The organism is Clostridium sp. YIM B02569, from assembly GCF_022320765.1.
Taxonomy (GTDB): Bacteria; Bacillota; Clostridia; order Clostridiales; family Clostridiaceae; genus Clostridium; species Clostridium beijerinckii.
Genome location: NZ_JAKJJX010000011.1, coordinates 142,486 through 158,870 on the forward strand (window position 1 = coordinate 142,486; position 16,385 = coordinate 158,870).

17 protein-coding genes are annotated in these 16,385 nt (G+C 29.9%); 2 read left to right on the plus strand and 15 right to left on the minus strand.

Translation table 11 applies throughout. From position 1 onward, the window contains the following. Positions 1-13: 13 nt before the first annotated feature. Positions 14-931: an RluA family pseudouridine synthase gene (locus tag L3B96_RS11995; RefSeq protein ID WP_238861136.1), complete on the minus strand. Its 918-nt coding sequence runs from the start codon at positions 929-931 to the stop codon at positions 14-16. Positions 932-1,225: 294 nt separating this feature from the next. Here L3B96_RS11995 and L3B96_RS12000 point away from each other — a divergent pair, with 294 nt between their 5' ends. Further along, positions 1,226-1,999 (plus strand): flagellar motor protein, encoded by a 774-nt coding sequence (locus tag L3B96_RS12000; RefSeq protein ID WP_238861138.1) that lies wholly within the window; start codon positions 1,226-1,228, stop codon positions 1,997-1,999. Positions 2,000-2,011: 12 nt separating this feature from the next. Next, the gene (locus L3B96_RS12005; RefSeq protein WP_171788564.1) at positions 2,012-2,767 is read left to right on the plus strand and encodes a flagellar motor protein MotB; all 756 of its coding nucleotides are present in this window, start codon (positions 2,012-2,014) and stop codon (positions 2,765-2,767) included. 147 nt (positions 2,768-2,914) lie between these two features. Here L3B96_RS12005 and L3B96_RS12010 read toward each other — a convergent pair whose 3' ends face one another. The 14 genes from L3B96_RS12010 to L3B96_RS12075 all read right to left on the minus strand — a co-directional run bounded on the left by L3B96_RS12010 (position 2,915) and on the right by L3B96_RS12075 (position 16,378). Next, positions 2,915-3,550, minus strand: a complete 636-nt coding sequence (locus L3B96_RS12010) for a DivIVA domain-containing protein (RefSeq protein WP_041895733.1) — start codon at positions 3,548-3,550, stop codon at positions 2,915-2,917. A gap of 13 nt (positions 3,551-3,563) precedes the next feature. Then, the gene (locus L3B96_RS12015) at positions 3,564-4,328 is read right to left on the minus strand and encodes a YlmH/Sll1252 family protein (protein WP_238861140.1); all 765 of its coding nucleotides are present in this window, start codon (positions 4,326-4,328) and stop codon (positions 3,564-3,566) included. 3 nt (positions 4,329-4,331) lie between these two features. Next, a complete protein-coding gene (locus L3B96_RS12020; RefSeq protein ID WP_041895730.1) occupies positions 4,332-4,586 on the minus strand; it encodes a YggT family protein in 255 nt (84 codons plus the stop codon). A 12-nt stretch (positions 4,587-4,598) separates the two neighbouring features. After that, positions 4,599-5,051 carry a cell division protein SepF gene (gene sepF, locus L3B96_RS12025; protein ID WP_011968915.1) on the minus strand — a complete coding sequence of 151 codons (453 nt, stop codon included), beginning with the start codon at positions 5,049-5,051 and terminating at the stop codon, positions 4,599-4,601. Continuing rightward, the gene (locus L3B96_RS12030; RefSeq protein WP_077828821.1) at positions 5,044-5,724 is read right to left on the minus strand and encodes a YggS family pyridoxal phosphate-dependent enzyme; all 681 of its coding nucleotides are present in this window, start codon (positions 5,722-5,724) and stop codon (positions 5,044-5,046) included. The genes sepF and L3B96_RS12030 overlap by 8 nt, the downstream gene beginning before the upstream one ends. 92 nt (positions 5,725-5,816) lie before the next feature. After that, positions 5,817-6,551 (minus strand): DUF881 domain-containing protein, encoded by a 735-nt coding sequence (locus L3B96_RS12035; RefSeq protein ID WP_011968913.1) that lies wholly within the window; start codon positions 6,549-6,551, stop codon positions 5,817-5,819. A gap of 12 nt (positions 6,552-6,563) precedes the next feature. Then, positions 6,564-6,956 (minus strand): small basic family protein, encoded by a 393-nt coding sequence (locus L3B96_RS12040; RefSeq protein WP_011968912.1) that lies wholly within the window; start codon positions 6,954-6,956, stop codon positions 6,564-6,566. Between the two features lie 12 nt (positions 6,957-6,968). Beyond that, positions 6,969-7,697 carry a DUF881 domain-containing protein gene (locus L3B96_RS12045; RefSeq protein WP_011968911.1) on the minus strand — a complete coding sequence of 243 codons (729 nt, stop codon included), beginning with the start codon at positions 7,695-7,697 and terminating at the stop codon, positions 6,969-6,971. A gap of 7 nt (positions 7,698-7,704) precedes the next feature. Further along, complete coding sequence (locus L3B96_RS12050) at positions 7,705-8,466, minus strand: FtsQ-type POTRA domain-containing protein (protein WP_238861142.1); 762 nt, start codon at positions 8,464-8,466, stop codon at positions 7,705-7,707. Positions 8,467-8,656: 190 nt separating this feature from the next. After that, entirely contained in the window at positions 8,657-9,793 is a 1,137-nt protein-coding gene (gene spoVE, locus L3B96_RS12055) for a stage V sporulation protein E (protein WP_017208869.1), read from the minus strand. 29 nt (positions 9,794-9,822) lie between these two features. Continuing rightward, a complete protein-coding gene (gene mraY, locus L3B96_RS12060; RefSeq protein ID WP_011968908.1) occupies positions 9,823-10,803 on the minus strand; it encodes a phospho-N-acetylmuramoyl-pentapeptide-transferase in 981 nt (326 codons plus the stop codon). 103 nt (positions 10,804-10,906) lie between these two features. After that, positions 10,907-12,259, minus strand: a complete 1,353-nt coding sequence (gene murF / locus L3B96_RS12065; protein WP_011968907.1) for a UDP-N-acetylmuramoyl-tripeptide--D-alanyl-D-alanine ligase — start codon at positions 12,257-12,259, stop codon at positions 10,907-10,909. A gap of 96 nt (positions 12,260-12,355) precedes the next feature. Beyond that, on the minus strand, positions 12,356-13,816 hold the full coding sequence (locus L3B96_RS12070; RefSeq protein ID WP_238861144.1) for a UDP-N-acetylmuramoyl-L-alanyl-D-glutamate--2,6-diaminopimelate ligase: 1,461 nt from the start codon (positions 13,814-13,816) through the stop codon (positions 12,356-12,358). Between the two features lie 297 nt (positions 13,817-14,113). Beyond that, positions 14,114-16,378 carry a stage V sporulation protein D gene (locus tag L3B96_RS12075; protein WP_238861146.1) on the minus strand — a complete coding sequence of 755 codons (2,265 nt, stop codon included), beginning with the start codon at positions 16,376-16,378 and terminating at the stop codon, positions 14,114-14,116. Between the last annotated feature and the right edge of the window lie 7 nt (positions 16,379-16,385).

Genomic DNA, 16,385 nt, shown 5'->3' on the forward strand with positions numbered 1-16,385 from the left:
TTCCTCCATATTTTTATCTTACTTCATTTCTTAATTTTTCTATTATTTCTTGAAAGTATTCTGGCAATTCTGTTGTGAATTCCATATACTCATTTTTGCTTGGATGAACAAAACCTAATGTCTTCGCATGTAACACTTGACCTTTCAATTTGAATCTTTGTTTCTTAAATCCATAAAGAGGATCACCAACTAGCGGAAATCCGATAGATGCCATATGAACTCTTATCTGATGTGTTCTTCCAGTTTCTAATACACATTTTATCAATGTGTAGCCATTGAATCTTTCTAAGACTTCATAATGTGTTACAGCTCTTTTGCCTCCCTCTACAATTCCTATCTTTAATCTATCTCTCTTATTTCTAGCCAAAGGTTTATCAATTATACCTTTATCATTCTTTAGTCTTCCTTCAACCAAAGCATAATATTCTCTCTTCATTGAGTGATCTTTTAATTGATCTGAAAGCTTATTATGAGCCTCATCATTTTTTGCTACAACCAAAACTCCAGATGTATCTTTATCAATTCTATGAACTATTCCTGGTCTTATAATTCCATTTATGCTAGATAAATCTTTACAATGATAAAGCAGAGCATTAACTAATGTTCCATTATAGTTTCCTGGCGCAGGATGCACAACCATCCCCTGTGGTTTATTAACAACTACTACATCTTTATCTTCATAAAGTATATTAATAGGTATTTCTTCAGCATCTACTTTTAATACTTCAGGCTCGCTAAATGTTACTTCTATTTCATCAAGAGCTCTTAGTTTATAATTACTCTTAGGAGTTTTATTATTAACCTTAATACCATCCTTTTCAATAAGTCCTTGAATAAAAGATCTTGATTTATCAACAAAAATTTCAGCTAAATACTTATCGATTCGCTCTCCTCTATCTTTTTCATCAACTATAAAAACATTTTTCTCCATAAATCAATATCCCTTCCTATTTAGCATATTCTTTCAACATTATAATATAATAACTTAGACTTTACAATTACTTAACACCTGAAATTTATTAGATTAATTTATGTGAATTAACGGTCATACATAAACTTCTCCCCTAAATATATAATTATTTTACATATTTTTTATAATATGCTATTATTTTTGTATAAGTATATAAATTCATATACTGTATCAGATTTACATAAATATATATTAACCAGTATGAAAAATGCTACATATGAGCTAGAATTTCATATATTCAAGGGGGATAATTTTATGGATATTATGACAATTTTAAGTGTACTATTTGCATTTATTTGTATTATAGTAGGCTTTATCATTGAAGGAGGAAATCCGGTAGCTTTATTACAACCCACTGCTGCAATGATAGTTATTGGAGGAACAATAGGTGCCGTAGGAATTTCATTTCCTTCCTCGACATTAAAAAAATTCCCAAGAGTATTAGCAATAGCTTTCAAAAAGAAAGAAATTGATCTTAAGGGATATATAGCCTATTTCAAAGAAGTATCACTTAAAACTAGAAGAGATGGGCTTTTGAGTTTAGAATCTGAGCTAACAGATGATGCCTTAGATCCATTTGTAAAAAAAGGGCTACAAATGGTTGTGGATGGTATAGATCCATCCTCTGTGAAAAGCATCTTAAATACAAAACTGGAGCAGCTTTCTACAAGACATGAAAACTGTATCGAAATGTTTACATCTGCTGGTGGCTATGCTCCTACTATGGGAATAGTAGGAACTATAACTAGTTTAGTTATAATACTGAGTTCTTTAAGTGACGTTGCCGCAATGGGAGAAAAAATTGCTGTTGCATTTGTAGCTACTCTATATGGTCTTGCTACTGCAAATCTTTTTTGGCTTCCTATAGCAAGTAAATTAAGAGAAATCGATAAAGAGGAAATCGCTGAAAAAGAAATGATCATTGAAGCTGTATTACTTATTCAAGAAGGAATTAACCCAAATACACTAGTAAGTAAACTTGTTAGCTATCTAACTGAAGATGAAGCTAGAGATTTAGAAGAAATTTAAAGAGGTATGATTATGAAAAAAAATACAAAGAAAGAAAAAGATAATACCGAGAGATGGATGTTATCTTATTTAGATTTCATAACATTAATGATGATTTTCTTTTTAATGCTGTATGCTATTTCTAATGTGGATACTAAAAAATCTCAAACTCTAGCAAATTCATTGAAAATCGGATTTAATAGTGGTAATGGAGAAAACGTAATAGCAGTATCTGATAGCTCAAATTCTCCTCCTACTGTAATTGATCAACAAAATACTCAGAACAATTCAGACTCTATAGCAGAAGAAGAAAAACTATCCGATGTAAAAAAGAAAGTAGATGATCTTGTCAATGATTCCGAGCTAAAAGGAAGTGTTACTACATCCATTCAAGAAAGAGGACTCATAATAAGCTTCAATGATAGCGTATTCTTTAATAGTGGACAATCTACTATCAAACCTGATTGGCAAGGTAAATTAATATCTATTTCAAAGATTTTAAACGATATTGATAACTATATACATGTTGAAGGACATACTGATAATGTTGCTATTAATAATGATTATTTTCATTCTAACTGGCAGCTTTCAGCTGTAAGAGCCGCAAATGTAGTAGAGTTTTTAATTTCTAAGGGAAACGTTAAACCCGAGAGATTATCTTCAGTAGGCTACGGAGAGTATAGGCCTGTTAAAGATAACAATACCGAAGATGGCAGAGCTGCAAACAGAAGAGTTGATATAGTAATACTAAATACTAAATTTAATAATTCTGAAATCCCAAAAGAATAACATTAATTAAGCCAATATAGAAAAGCTATCCTTAATCGCTTCAGGATAGCTTTTCTATTATTCAAAAAATACATAATCTTCATTTTATTACGTTATGTAAATAAAATATGTATAATTTTTATTCATTATTTCTGTGGGATAGTAAATTTATTCACCTTGAACAAAAAAACTTTTAATCTCATTTAATTCATCATTCAATGAAGGATCATTTTCTTCAGCCTCTATATTTTCACTTAATCCACTCGTAATGCTTGTAACTTCTTTTTCAACTATTTTTTCTATATTAGTTACTTCATCATCTTCTATAGGATCAGATACATTATAATTTTTTATAAAATCCTTCTCTAAATCATCAAATGTTTCTAATTGTGCATTCATGAAGTTTCTATATTTTGCTCTAAATTTAATAAATTCTTGTTTAACTCTTTCATATTCATCATTTATTTGAATAACATCATTATGTGCCTTATCCATAACCTTCTGAGCAGTTTCGTTAGCATTTTTCATCATAAATTCAGCTTCTTTTTTAGCCGAATTTTTTGCTTGCTCTGCAGCATTTTGAGCTAATATCAATGTATTTTGTATAGTACTTTCGATTTTAGAGTAATGCTCTACCTTTTCATTCAAATTAGCAAGCTTCTCTTTTAGATTTGCATTTTCTTTATAAAGCTCTTCATAGTTATCTACTACTTCATCCAAAAATTCATCAACTTCATCAGAATTATATCCTCTTAATCCCTTTTTAAATTCCTTGTTGTTTATATCCATTGGTGTCAACTTCATACTTTCACCTCTATTATGTATATTTTTTGATAATAATTTTTATCCTTCCACTTTTGCTATTCCCAATAGAATTACCAACTATAAATTTTCCAAAACCTCTTATAGTAATTCTTTCTTGTCCTTTTAGTTCATAACTTTTATCTTTTATCTTAACGTAATCTATAAGCACTTGACCCTGCTCGATCATTGCTTGAGCTTTAGATCTAGATATATTTATAATCTTAGAGACAATTCCATCAATTCTCAAAGAAGAAACTAAAACTACTACTTCTTCGAAATTAACTCTTGGTAAAAATTCAAAATCATCCACCACTTTTACATTACAAATAACCTTAGAAATTCTGTTTAAATTATATATAATAAAATCTTCTACTTCTTCGTGAACTGGCACATAACATGTATTATTATTTACTAATAAATCACCTATTTTATTTCTTTCTATTCCTAGAGATAGAACTCCGCCCAAAAAATCTCTATGAGTAAGATTAGAAAATTTCGAAGTACTTTCAATTTTAATCAATTTCATAGGAAATGGACTTTTATATATGTTATTAAAAGATACCATCCTTCTTTCAGAATCATCTAAAAGTCCATTACTTTCAATTTTTAAATCATTGCTAGAGAGGTTTTTCTCAAACCACATCCATATATTTGGTGTATAAAAACTTTTTCCAAATACAGTCATGTTTTTATCTCTAGCTAGTAAATATTTCTCATATAAATTCAATGCATCATTTCTATCATCATCTGTAAAATACTTTGCTATTCTTTCTTTCATAATTTATTGTATAATCCTTTGTAAAAAATTTATAATAATCAATGCAAATATAGGTGAAAAATCCAATGGTAATCCAGGACTTAATCTATATTGTAACTTTCTAATTGGTTCTAAAACGGGATTAACAAAACTGTGTAGTAAATCAATAAATTTATTCCCCTGAATTTGTGGTATCCACGAAACTATACATTCTATGAATATAGCTAGCTCTAATATGTTTAGAAACATATCAATAACTATGTAAACACTATATATCATAATTTATACCTCCTATTTTGACCAATTAAATAGAGCTTTTGAACTTAGTTCATTTTTTAATTCATTTGTTACTTCTACATTTGATGGTGAAAGAATATATACTCCCTTTTCAATTTGTTGTAATTCTCCGCCTAAAGCATAACATGAACCACTGATAAAATCTAATAATCTTTGTGCAATCTTTAGTTCTAAAACTGTTGTGTTTACTAATACTATTCTTCTATTCTTAAGTGCTTCACAAATTTCAGTAGCCTCTTCATAATCGATTGGCTTAGTTATTGTTACCTTTGTAGTCGAAGATGTATGGATATTTACAACCTTGCTATTCTTCTTATTGGTAATAACAGGTTCTATTTCGTCTTCATCCTTCACCTGCTCTTCGTATTGTTCTTCTTCGTACTCGTCATACTCCTCGTAGTCCTCAAACCCTAATAAAGATTTAACTTTTGATATAACATTACCCATTATTTTCGCCTCCTAAATTATAATTTCTTTCTCCAAATATTCCTGTTCCTATTCTTACTAAGTTAGAACCTTCTTCTATAGCTGTCATAAAATCATGAGTCATCCCCATTGATAATATTTTCATACTAATATTATTATAATTTTTTTCCTTAAGCTCATCAAATATTTTTTTTGTTTTCTTAAAATATTTTCTATTGCTTTCTTCATCCCCTATTGGAATAATAACCATTATACCTTTTACAGAAACAAATTTGCATTTTTCAATTGCTTCTATGAATTCATATAAATCTTCTTCCAAAATTCCACTTTTGCTTTCCTCTCTTCCAATATTAATTTGGATTAAAGTATTAGCAACCTTGTTAACTTTACTAAACTGCTTTTCAATTTCATTTAGCAAACTAATACTAGATAAAGAATGTATCAAATGTACCTTATCTACTAAATACTTAACTTTATTACTTTGAAGCTGTCCTATAAAATGCCATCGTACATCCTCATGAAAATTTTCTGATTTTTTTACTAATTCTTGAACTTTATTTTCCCCAAAATCTCTCATTCCTGCCATATACGCATCTTCTAGATACTCTAATGGCTTCGTTTTTGAAACAGCTAAGAGCGTTACTTGTTCTGGAATTTTGGATCTTAGTTCTTCAATATTTTGCTTAATTCCCATACTATAACACCTTACTAAATTATTCCTTTCTTTATCACTTTGTATAATATTCTATATAAACTTAAAATTTCCTTCCTAAATATCAATTAATTTCATTTTTTACTTTCATCTCTACTCATATATTTTACATTTGAATTTGCTGTCGTTGGTGGCATAATTATTTTATCTACAACTTTAATATCAACATAAAGTTTTCTAAGCATTAATTGTTTAACATGACTTCCATCTTCAAGTAAAGCCGCCTTCAATTTTTCTGGATCTCCTATGGCATATATATTAAAAGGAGCATACTCCATTCCACCATCATCAAACCCTAAAAATGCCCAATTACAAATTACTCCAGACCATGGAAGTATTCTATGGTTATTGACACTAATCGCCTCAGCTCCAGCCACTCTAAGTTCATTTAAAACAAGAGCCATATCATTATCATGTAAAAGCTTATTATTTATTTCATCTGTATTTTCTTCAAGAGCATTTGTAGTTCCATCATTTATCTTAAGTATAATTCCTGGTCCCTCTACGTTATTTGACCCAATAAATGATTTATAATCACTAATTTGAGTTTTCATATCATCAAGGATCTTATCATTTTTTTTATCATTCTGAGCATAATTCCTAATCTTATCTTTTTTCTCATTATTATCTTCTTGAAGATTTCCAATGTCTCTATATAATGCTGCCCTTTCTTCAACGGCATTTTGGTACTCTGTTGCATTTAATTGACTATAGGATTGAATACCTTTAAAATTAAAATTCATTGATATTAAAACCCCTAATATTATGGTTGCAATGAAAACAAAGAAAAAACCTTTATTATTTTTCATCACATCACCTCTCTATTTATCATCATGATTTTCTTTATCTATAGAATTATTTCTAGACCTATTTCTTCTTCTTATTTTAAATTCTTCTAATAATAGTCTGCGTATTATTGCGAAGTTATCAAATATTCTTCCTCCGAAAACTATTACCGCTGCCATATATATAGGTATTCCAAGCTTATCACCTAAATAAGCAAGTCCTGCTGCAAGTAATGCATTTCCAAAAAAGCCAGATATGAATATATCTGCTTGAAAGTTTTTAGAGAGATTTCCTCTGACTGCTCCAAAAACTGAATCTAAACATGCTAGTATTGCGACAGACATATATGGTGACAATTTATCAGATATATTAACATCTAATACAAATCCAAGTATTATTCCGATTAGTAGTCCTATAATTGCTATCAAATTAACTCTCTCCTATTCTTTAACTGATTTAATAAAGTCACTCTTCAATGACTGCTTTGATTTTCCTATAAATATATCATCTTCTGATTTAACTTCATTATTGTAGTTAGGAAGAGCAAGATATTCTAATGAACCTGGGAAAGAAATTCCAACGTTAAGTCTGCCCTTGTCTCCAATTGCCTTAATTATAATTTTATCTCTAGGATAAACTTTCCCAGTCGAACCTATGGCTATTCCATTTCCAGCAGTTTTTATTCCCGTTTGTGGTGTTATTCTAATATCATTTATAGATATTGCCTCAGCTCCTGAATACCAAAGTAAGTTAACTATATGAACCAATTCATCTTCTCCTAGATCTCTGCTACTATCATTTGTCGTAGAACCAAAAATAGATGTTTTAGGTGTTATTGTAAGAACAATGCCCTGCCCTTTAACATCAACTATACCTAAATGCATTCTAGCCTCATCAAGTTGATTTTTTATATCTTGCCCCATGTCACCATTTTTAGCTGCTGTTTCTTCCATTTGTTTTAACTGATCGGATAACTTTGAATTTGTTGACGCTAATTCTTCTTTTTCTTTTTTTAGAGATTCAACTTCTGAAATAATATCGTTTTTATCATAATTACTAATTTTTGACTCTATATTCTTATTTGATAATACCTTAAATTGATATGCTAATAAAAAGCCTAAAAGTCCACAAACAATTGCTATAAATAATTGTGATCTAGATATCTTCATTAATTACCTACCTTTCTTCCTTATAATATACAGGCGCACCATTAAATCCTACATCTACATATCCCTTAACAATCCCTATATCAGGATTTTGAATTATATGTAATAATTTATTCATTTTATCTGGTATATTTTCATCATTACCAATTCTTCCTTCTACCTTACCAACATATACTTTTATGTTAGTAAAATCACTTATATCAACATAATCAATTTTATAATTTGTCGGATTGATCTTTATAATTTGATAAAAAACATCTAAAAAATCTAATACTCTACTGTCATCTATCATCTTTTGTCCTAGCGCTACATCTTTTAAATCTATTCCTTTAACATTAACTAAACTTCTATTTTCAACGCTATCTGTTTTTTCAAGAAAATTTCCATCATTATCCAAAACATATTTATATCCATCTTTTTCAACATAATAAATCCCCTCTTTTTCTGAGATCTTTATATTAACTTGTTTAGGATACGACTTGCTTATTTCAACATTTTCTACGTATGGATTCTTTTTAGCATTGCTTATTATATTTTGTTTATTTATAAATAGAATATTCTGTCCTATTAGATTCTCTGTACCATTCTTAACATCTTCTCCACTCATTACTGGATTACCTAAAATAGAAACCTTTTTAATAATGAAAAAATTCGATTTTATTGCAAAAATTGTTCCCACTATAAATAGGACTATAATAGTCATAATTATTTTCCTTATTAGTCTTCTTCTTTGCGACCTCAAGATCAATTTATTATTATTCGTTTTTACCATACCCATCCCTATTCTTATCTATGCCTTATATATTCTAACACTTATTATTTTATAATCTTTAGTATAAATTTCATATATAATAATACCACTTTAACGATATATTTTCATCTAAAATTTAAAACTACTTTAAATAATTACCTAAAAAATACAGGGCAAAGACTTGTATTCTAATTCTTTGCCCTGTATTTTCTTATATTTCCTTAAATTCATCTTTTCCTTCAGTTTGCCTTGATATGTTTAAAAGTATTCCTATTGCCGTCATATTTATTACTAATGAAGTTCCCCCATAACTAATAAACGGTAGCGGAACCCCTGTAACTGGCATCGATCCTGTAACAACTGCAATATTTATTAAAGATTGAACTGCTACAACTCCAGTTATGCCTATTGCAAGAAGAGTACCATATGTGTCTCTAGCTTTCATAGCTACACTTATTCCCCTCCAAACAAATATTACAAAAAGTAATATTATACATATACACCCAATAAGCCCTAATTCCTCGCCGATAATGGAGAAAATAAAATCATTATGTGGCTCTGGCATATACAAAGTTTTTTGCCTTGATTGGCCAAGGCCAAGCCCTGTAACTCCTCCAGCACCTAATGCATAAAATGATTGTATAAGTTGATATCCATCTCCTATTGGATCTTTCCATGGATTTGTAAAACTCATTAACCTTTTCATTCTATATGGTTCTAATACTGTAAATGCAACTGCTGCTGCAACTAATGCTGGCGCAACAATTCCAAATAAATGCTTTATTCTTCCACCTGCTGCAAACAAAACAAGAAATGTAACTATCATTATAACAGAAGCTATACTTAAATTTTTTTCAGCTAATACAATAGCTGCATAAAATCCTGATGTAGCTAAATAAGGAACTATTCCAGTTTTAAAATCTTTTACTCCTTCACCTTTCACTTCAAGGCTTCTTGCTAAAAAGAGCACCACAACATATTTCGCAAGCTCAGATGGTTGAAAGCTTAACGGACCTAAATTAATCCATCTTTGCGCTCCATTAGTTCCTGGAAAAAGAAATACTGCTAATAGTATAGGTATAGTCGCTATCATTATTATAGCCGTATATTTCTTTATCTTATGATAATCAACACTCATCGCTACTGCCATCGCTATAACTCCAACAACACCTGCCATCAATTCTTTTTTCAAAAAAAACATACTATCCTTATACATAAACATGGCATAATAAGAACTTGCAGAATATACCATAACCACACCAATTGTTAAAAGTAATGCTACGGTATAAAATATTCCATAATCTATTTCACCCATTTTTGATTTTCTTTTGGACCCAATGACCTTCATACATAAATCCTCCAAATCTACTACTTAACTTAAAGTGCTACAAAGCCAATTATACATAAAATTGCTGTAATACTTGAAAAAATCGTTACTATTTTTACTTCACTCCACCCAACTTGCTCAAAGTGATGATGGATTGGAGACATTCTAAATACTCTCTTACCTGTTAATTTAAATGATGTAACTTGAATTATAACAGATAATGTTTCAATTAAATATATTCCTCCAACTATAATCACAAACAGCTCCATTTTTAACATTAATGCTATTGTTCCGATAACTCCCCCTAGAGCTAACGAACCTGTATCACCCATAAATATTTTTGCAGGGAAAGCATTAAATTTTAAAAATCCAAGTAATGCTCCAGCTAATGCTATTGCAAAAACTGCTACTTCAACATTCTGTGTTCTAAAACCAATGATAGCAAAGAAAGTTAACACTATAACCGTAACTGAAGTTGCAAGTCCATCTATTCCGTCAGTTAAGTTTACAGCATTAGTTACTGCTGCATAATATACTACTATGAATGGTATGTATAGTATTCCTAAATTCAATCTAAAATTTTGATTTATAAATGGAATCAAAATATCTGTACCTACATTTGTATATCCATACCATGCTAAAGCTACTGAAAATAAGACTAGCAAAATCATCTTTTGCGCTGCTCTTAATCCTAGATTATCTTTATGAATTATTTTTAAAATATCATCTAAAAATCCAATAAATCCAAAAGCTAAAAATGAATAAAGTAATATCATTTCTCTACTCATAGGTTTTTGCCCCATAATTAATATAGCTGTAGCTGTAGCTATAAAAAATATAAGACCGCCCATTGTTGGTGTTCCAGATTTTTTCTGATGACTTTTAGGTCCTTCTTTTCTTATATTTTGACCAAATTTTAACTTGTGTAATATCGGTATGAATATTGGTCCAAGTACTATTGAAAATAAGAACCCCATAATTAATGGTGCTAAAATTTTTGAGTTAATTAATAAGTTTATTGCTTCCCCCATCCAGTGTTGCCTAAAATATCCGAAAGAAAATAATCATGCTAAGTAATTATTTTCTTGAAGATCCTAATTAAGGCAAGTCACCTCCTTCGTGTTATTTTAAATTCTATAGATATTTGGTTATTTCCTCAAATTTTGCACTTCTAGATGCTTTAATTAAAATAGTATCATTTACTTTAATCATATCAGTTAACCTCTGCATTAATTCTTGTTTACTCTCAAACACCATTGTACGCTCTCCAAAGCCTTTCTTATAATACTCTTTAAATTCACCAGTAGTCAATAAAATATCTGCCTTATCTTTCGCAAATTCACCAACTTGGATATGTGCTTCTTCCGCATAATCTCCAAGTTCACCCATAGTTCCAAGTACTGCGATTTTCCTTGATCCAGAATAATTTTTTAGCACTTCAAGTGCAGCTTTCATTGAATCTGGATTAGCATTATAAGAATCATTTATAATAGTAAACTTATCTTTATTTATAACTTCAAGTCTCATAGAAGTAGCATTAAAATTCCCTAACCCCTTTTCCATCTCTTCAAAAGTCAACCCAAAATTTCTTGCTATTTGTATTCCTATAAGTGCGTTTAAAACATTATGTTCTCCGACCATATTTAGAGTAAATCTATAATTTTCATTATCATCAGTAACTACATCAAATGAAGTATTTTCAGATGTTAATTTTATATTCTTAGAGTAAAGATTATAAGTAGAATCATAACCTACTCTCTCTAAATTAAACTTATCACACTCAACTATTGTTTTTAGCATATCATTTTCACAGTTCACTATTAATGAGTTTTTGTTTTCAAAGAAATCTGTTATAGACATCTTCTCTTTAAGTATATTTTCTCTAGTCTTCAAATATTCTATATGAGCCACTCCAATATTAGTTATTGCACCAACATCCGGAAGTGCAATACTCGCTAACTTGTTTATCTCTCCAAAATTACTCATTCCCATTTCAAGGACAGCTATATCATAATCTTTAGAAAGTTCAAATATCATAAGTGGTAATCCAATTTCGTTATTGAAATTTCCTTGAGTTTTAAAAACTTTGTATTTTCCACTTAGAAATGCAGCTACTAAATCTTTTGTTGAAGTCTTACCAGTAGATCCTGTTATTCCAACTACCTTTACTCCAATTTTCTTTCTGTAAAACCTAGCCAAATCTCCTAAAGCTTCTTTAGTATCTTTTACTTTAATAATAGTTCCCCTATTTTTTAACTCTTCAATTTTAAACTTCACATCATCAATTATTATTATAGATGCCCCTTTTTCGATAGCTTGTATTGTATAATCATTGCCATTAAAATTCTCTCCTTTTAATGCAATGAATAAATTATTTTCCTGAATTTTTCTAGTATCAGTTGAAATCTTATTAAAAATACCTTCGTTATTTTTAACTATTATTTCTCCATCCACTGCCTTAATTATTTCCGCTAAATTTAAATCCAAGTTCATCCACCCCTTATTTTCCTGTTAACTTCATCACCAAAATAACAATCCTAAATATCGCTTAAATCCGTCATTGTTACATTATGAATAAGCTCCCTAATTGTTCATGTTATCTAATATTTCTTTTACAATTTCTCTTTCATCAAAATGTATAGTTTCATCTTTCAATACTTGGTAAGTTTCATGACCCTTACCCGCAATAACTATTACGTCATTATCTAGAGCTATATCTATAGATTTTTTTATTGCTTCTTTTCTATTTTCTATTACAAAATAATTATCCTTATCAATTCCAGCTTCAATATCTTTTATTATACTTAGAGGTTCCTCACTTCTAGGGTTATCTGATGTCACAATTGTAATATCTGCAATATCTGTAGATATTTTACCCATTTCAGGCCTTTTTACCTTATCCCTGTCTCCCCCACAACCAAACACAGATATCAATCTTCCTTTTGTAAATGCCTTAGCTGTCTTTAATATATTTTCTAAACCATCTGGAGTATGTGCATAATCTATGATGATTTCATAACCTAAATTATATTCTTTTGCTACTCTTTCACATCTTCCCAAAACTACTACATTTTCAATGCCGCTTTTTATATCCTTTATAGGCATACCTAGTTTAAAACACGCTGCTATTGCACCTAACGCATTATATATATTATATTCACCTGGTATATTTAAAACAAATTGCTCATCTTCTTTCAAGTTGAGTTTAAATTTGATTTCTCTACTTCCCATTTCTTCATCAAAAGCTTTAAAATCTGAAATGCTTTTTACTGAGAATGAATATATATCATCACATTTTAAATTGTTTAAATCATTAATTACTTGTCTCCCGTAATTATCGTCAACATTAACAATTTTTATTCTAGATCTTTCAAACAATTTAAACTTTGCCTTATAATAATTTTCAAAAGTCTTGTGAAAATCCAAATGATCTCTAGTCAAATTAGTAAATATTCCAACCTGAAATTCAATACCATAAACTCTATCTAATGCTAATGAATGGGAAGACACTTCCATAACACAATACTCTACACCTTTATCAACCATTTCAGAAAATAATTCTTGAAGCTCTAATGATTCTGGAGTTGTTCTTTCAGTATGAATTTTTTCATCACCTATAAAATTTGCAATAGTTCCGATAAGACCAACTTTTTTATTGCTTTCTTCTAAAATATGCTTAATCATAAAAGCTGTAGTAGTTTTCCCATTAGTTCCAGTAACTCCAATTATCTTCATTTTAGAACTAGGATTATCATAATAATTTGCTCCCATTAATGCCAATGCTTTTCTTGTATCATTGCATTTAATAATGGTAATATTCTCATCCTTTATTTCTATATCATCTTGGATTACTATAACTTTTACTCCGTTTTCAATAGCTTTTTCTATATATTTATGGCCATCAGTTGCATATCCTTTTATACAGACAAAAACATCATCATTGCCAGCTTTTCTGCTATCATAGTTTATTTTGTTAACTTCAATATCAATATCACCCTGAATTGATTCATAATCTATTCCTTTTAAAATACTTTTCAAATTCATATTGAATTCCTCCTAATTAACTTATCGTATATGAATATTTTAATTTATATTTTATATTAATAATTATTACGTTTAAGAAAATTAAATGCGCAATTATTATCTAATCTCAACGAATATGATTTATTTTGTATGTAATGATCTTATGAACTATGAAATCCATTAATTAGAACTTATATGATAAAAAAATATAGCATGCGAGCACCCCCACATGCTAGTATTTTATCATTCGCCAATTTACTTTAAATTTTCCGCAAAAAGCGATTTTAATTTAAATTCCCTATATATCTACCATTATTCTTAATCTTCATAATACGAACTTAAAATCAACTCGGCAGTTGTTCCTTTAGGTATAACTTCACCTTCTGAAATATTCTGTACTGAAACAACTCCATTCCCTTCAAAAGTTGCTGTTATTCCAAGATTTTTTAATAAAGTAGTCACATCCTCTTTTGAATATCCCCTAACATTTGGCATTACAACATTATTATTATAAGTCGCATCCCCACTTGTGTAAAGAGTTATTTTAGAACCTTCCTTTACTGATGAACCTGGATATGGCTTCATACTTAATATTGTTTCTTCATTTCCATCTATATTAAAATCTAGGCCTTTATCCTTTAATACTTTTTCAGCATCTGAAACTTTCATGTTTCTAACTTCTGGGATAATAATATCCTTAACAATTTTCTCATTAGAAGATGCACTATCTAAATAGTTAAAGATACCTGTAAACAGCATTTTTGCATATGGTACTGCTACTTGTGAAGCATAGTATTCACCGTTACTAGGCTCATCAACAGTTATCATAACTGTAACTTTAGGATCATTAGCTGGAGCCATTCCCACAAATGAAGATATATATTTGCCTTCTCCATACTTACCACCAACAACCTTTTCTGCAGTTCCTGTTTTACCCCCAATGTGATATCCCTCTATAAAAGTTCCAGTTGCTGTTCCTCCAGTTACAACACCTTCAAGATAACTTCTAAGTTCTGCTGTTTTTTCTGCACTTGCGACTGTAGCAGTCGTAGGCTTAAAAGTTTCATCAACAATCTTAACACTATTTTCATCATTATGAGTAATTTCTTTCATTACATGAGGTCGAATTAGAGTACCTCCATTAGCAATAGCATTAAATGCAGCCATATATTGAACAGAATTTACTGTATTAGTCTGTCCAAATGATATTGTTGCAAGATCCGCTTCTGAAACTTTATCGATTGGTTTCACAATTCCAGATGCCTCCCCTGGTAAGTCAATTCCGCTTACTTTTCCGAATCCGAACTTATTAATAGATTCATATAATTTATCTTTACCAATCATTTGTCCTAATTTTACAAAACACACATTTGATGAATTCTGAATGATTTGAAGTAAATTTTGAAGTTTATTTTCTCGTTCCGCATCCTTCACTACAATTCCACCTACAGATATTGATCCATTATCCACAAATTGTGTATCTTTATTTGCAACATTGTTTTCTAAACCAGATATGGTAGTGATCACTTTAAATATTGATCCTGGTTCAAACGTATCACTTACCAACCTATTTCTCCACATTTTCTGTATCTTATCAGTGAGATCTGCTCCATCAAATTTACTTGCTCCATCATATGGATTATTAGGGTCAAAATCTGGTTTATTTACCATTCCTAGAACTTCTCCAGTCTTAGGATTCATTATTAATATCGAAACTTCTTTAGCTTTATCATCTTTATAGGCCTTTTGCGCTATATTTTCAACAATGTTCTGGATATTTTCATCGATAGTTAAAGTAACATCTTTTCCATTTACAGGTTCCGTATATTGAGAAACTGTATAAGGCAAATCTTCATTATTTTTATCAAGCTCCGCAACCTTCATTCCAGGAATTCCCGACAAATATGAATTATATTGAAGTTCTACACCACTTAATCCTTTGCCATCAGGATCAGTAGTTCCTAAAACATGCGATAGAAAATTATTATTAGGATAATATCTTTTAGTATCTTGCGAAACTATAATTCCATTTATATTAAGTTCTTTTACTTTATCCGCTATATCTTTTTCTATTTTCCGTGCTACAGTCACAGAAAATGCATCTGCCCCACTTGGAAGCTTCTTTTCTAAATCCGCTTTTATTTCTGACACATCCATATTCAATACTTTCGCAATTACGGGTGCAATATCATCGTTTGTTAAGCCACTTCCTTCTGTAGGGATCGGAATTCCTACACTTTTCATATTGGTAAGCTCTTTATTTGGAATGGATTTTACAGATCTTTTCAAGTAATTCCTTATTGAATTTAAATCAAAATCCACTCTATAGACATTAGCAGATACAGCCAGCTCATTTCCATTTCTATCCAGAACCTCTCCTCTTTTAGCATCTATTTTCACTTCACTTGTCCACTGTTCTTCAGCTCTTGCAGAATAGTCTTTTCCATCAACCATCATTATATAAGAGAGTCTAATTATTAATATAGCAAAAATAGCTGTTAATGAAAAAGCGACACTTCTCGTTCTCTTTCGTATTTTTACTTTACTTACATGTTTTTTCTTTTTCAATGCCTGTTCCTCCATTTATTTT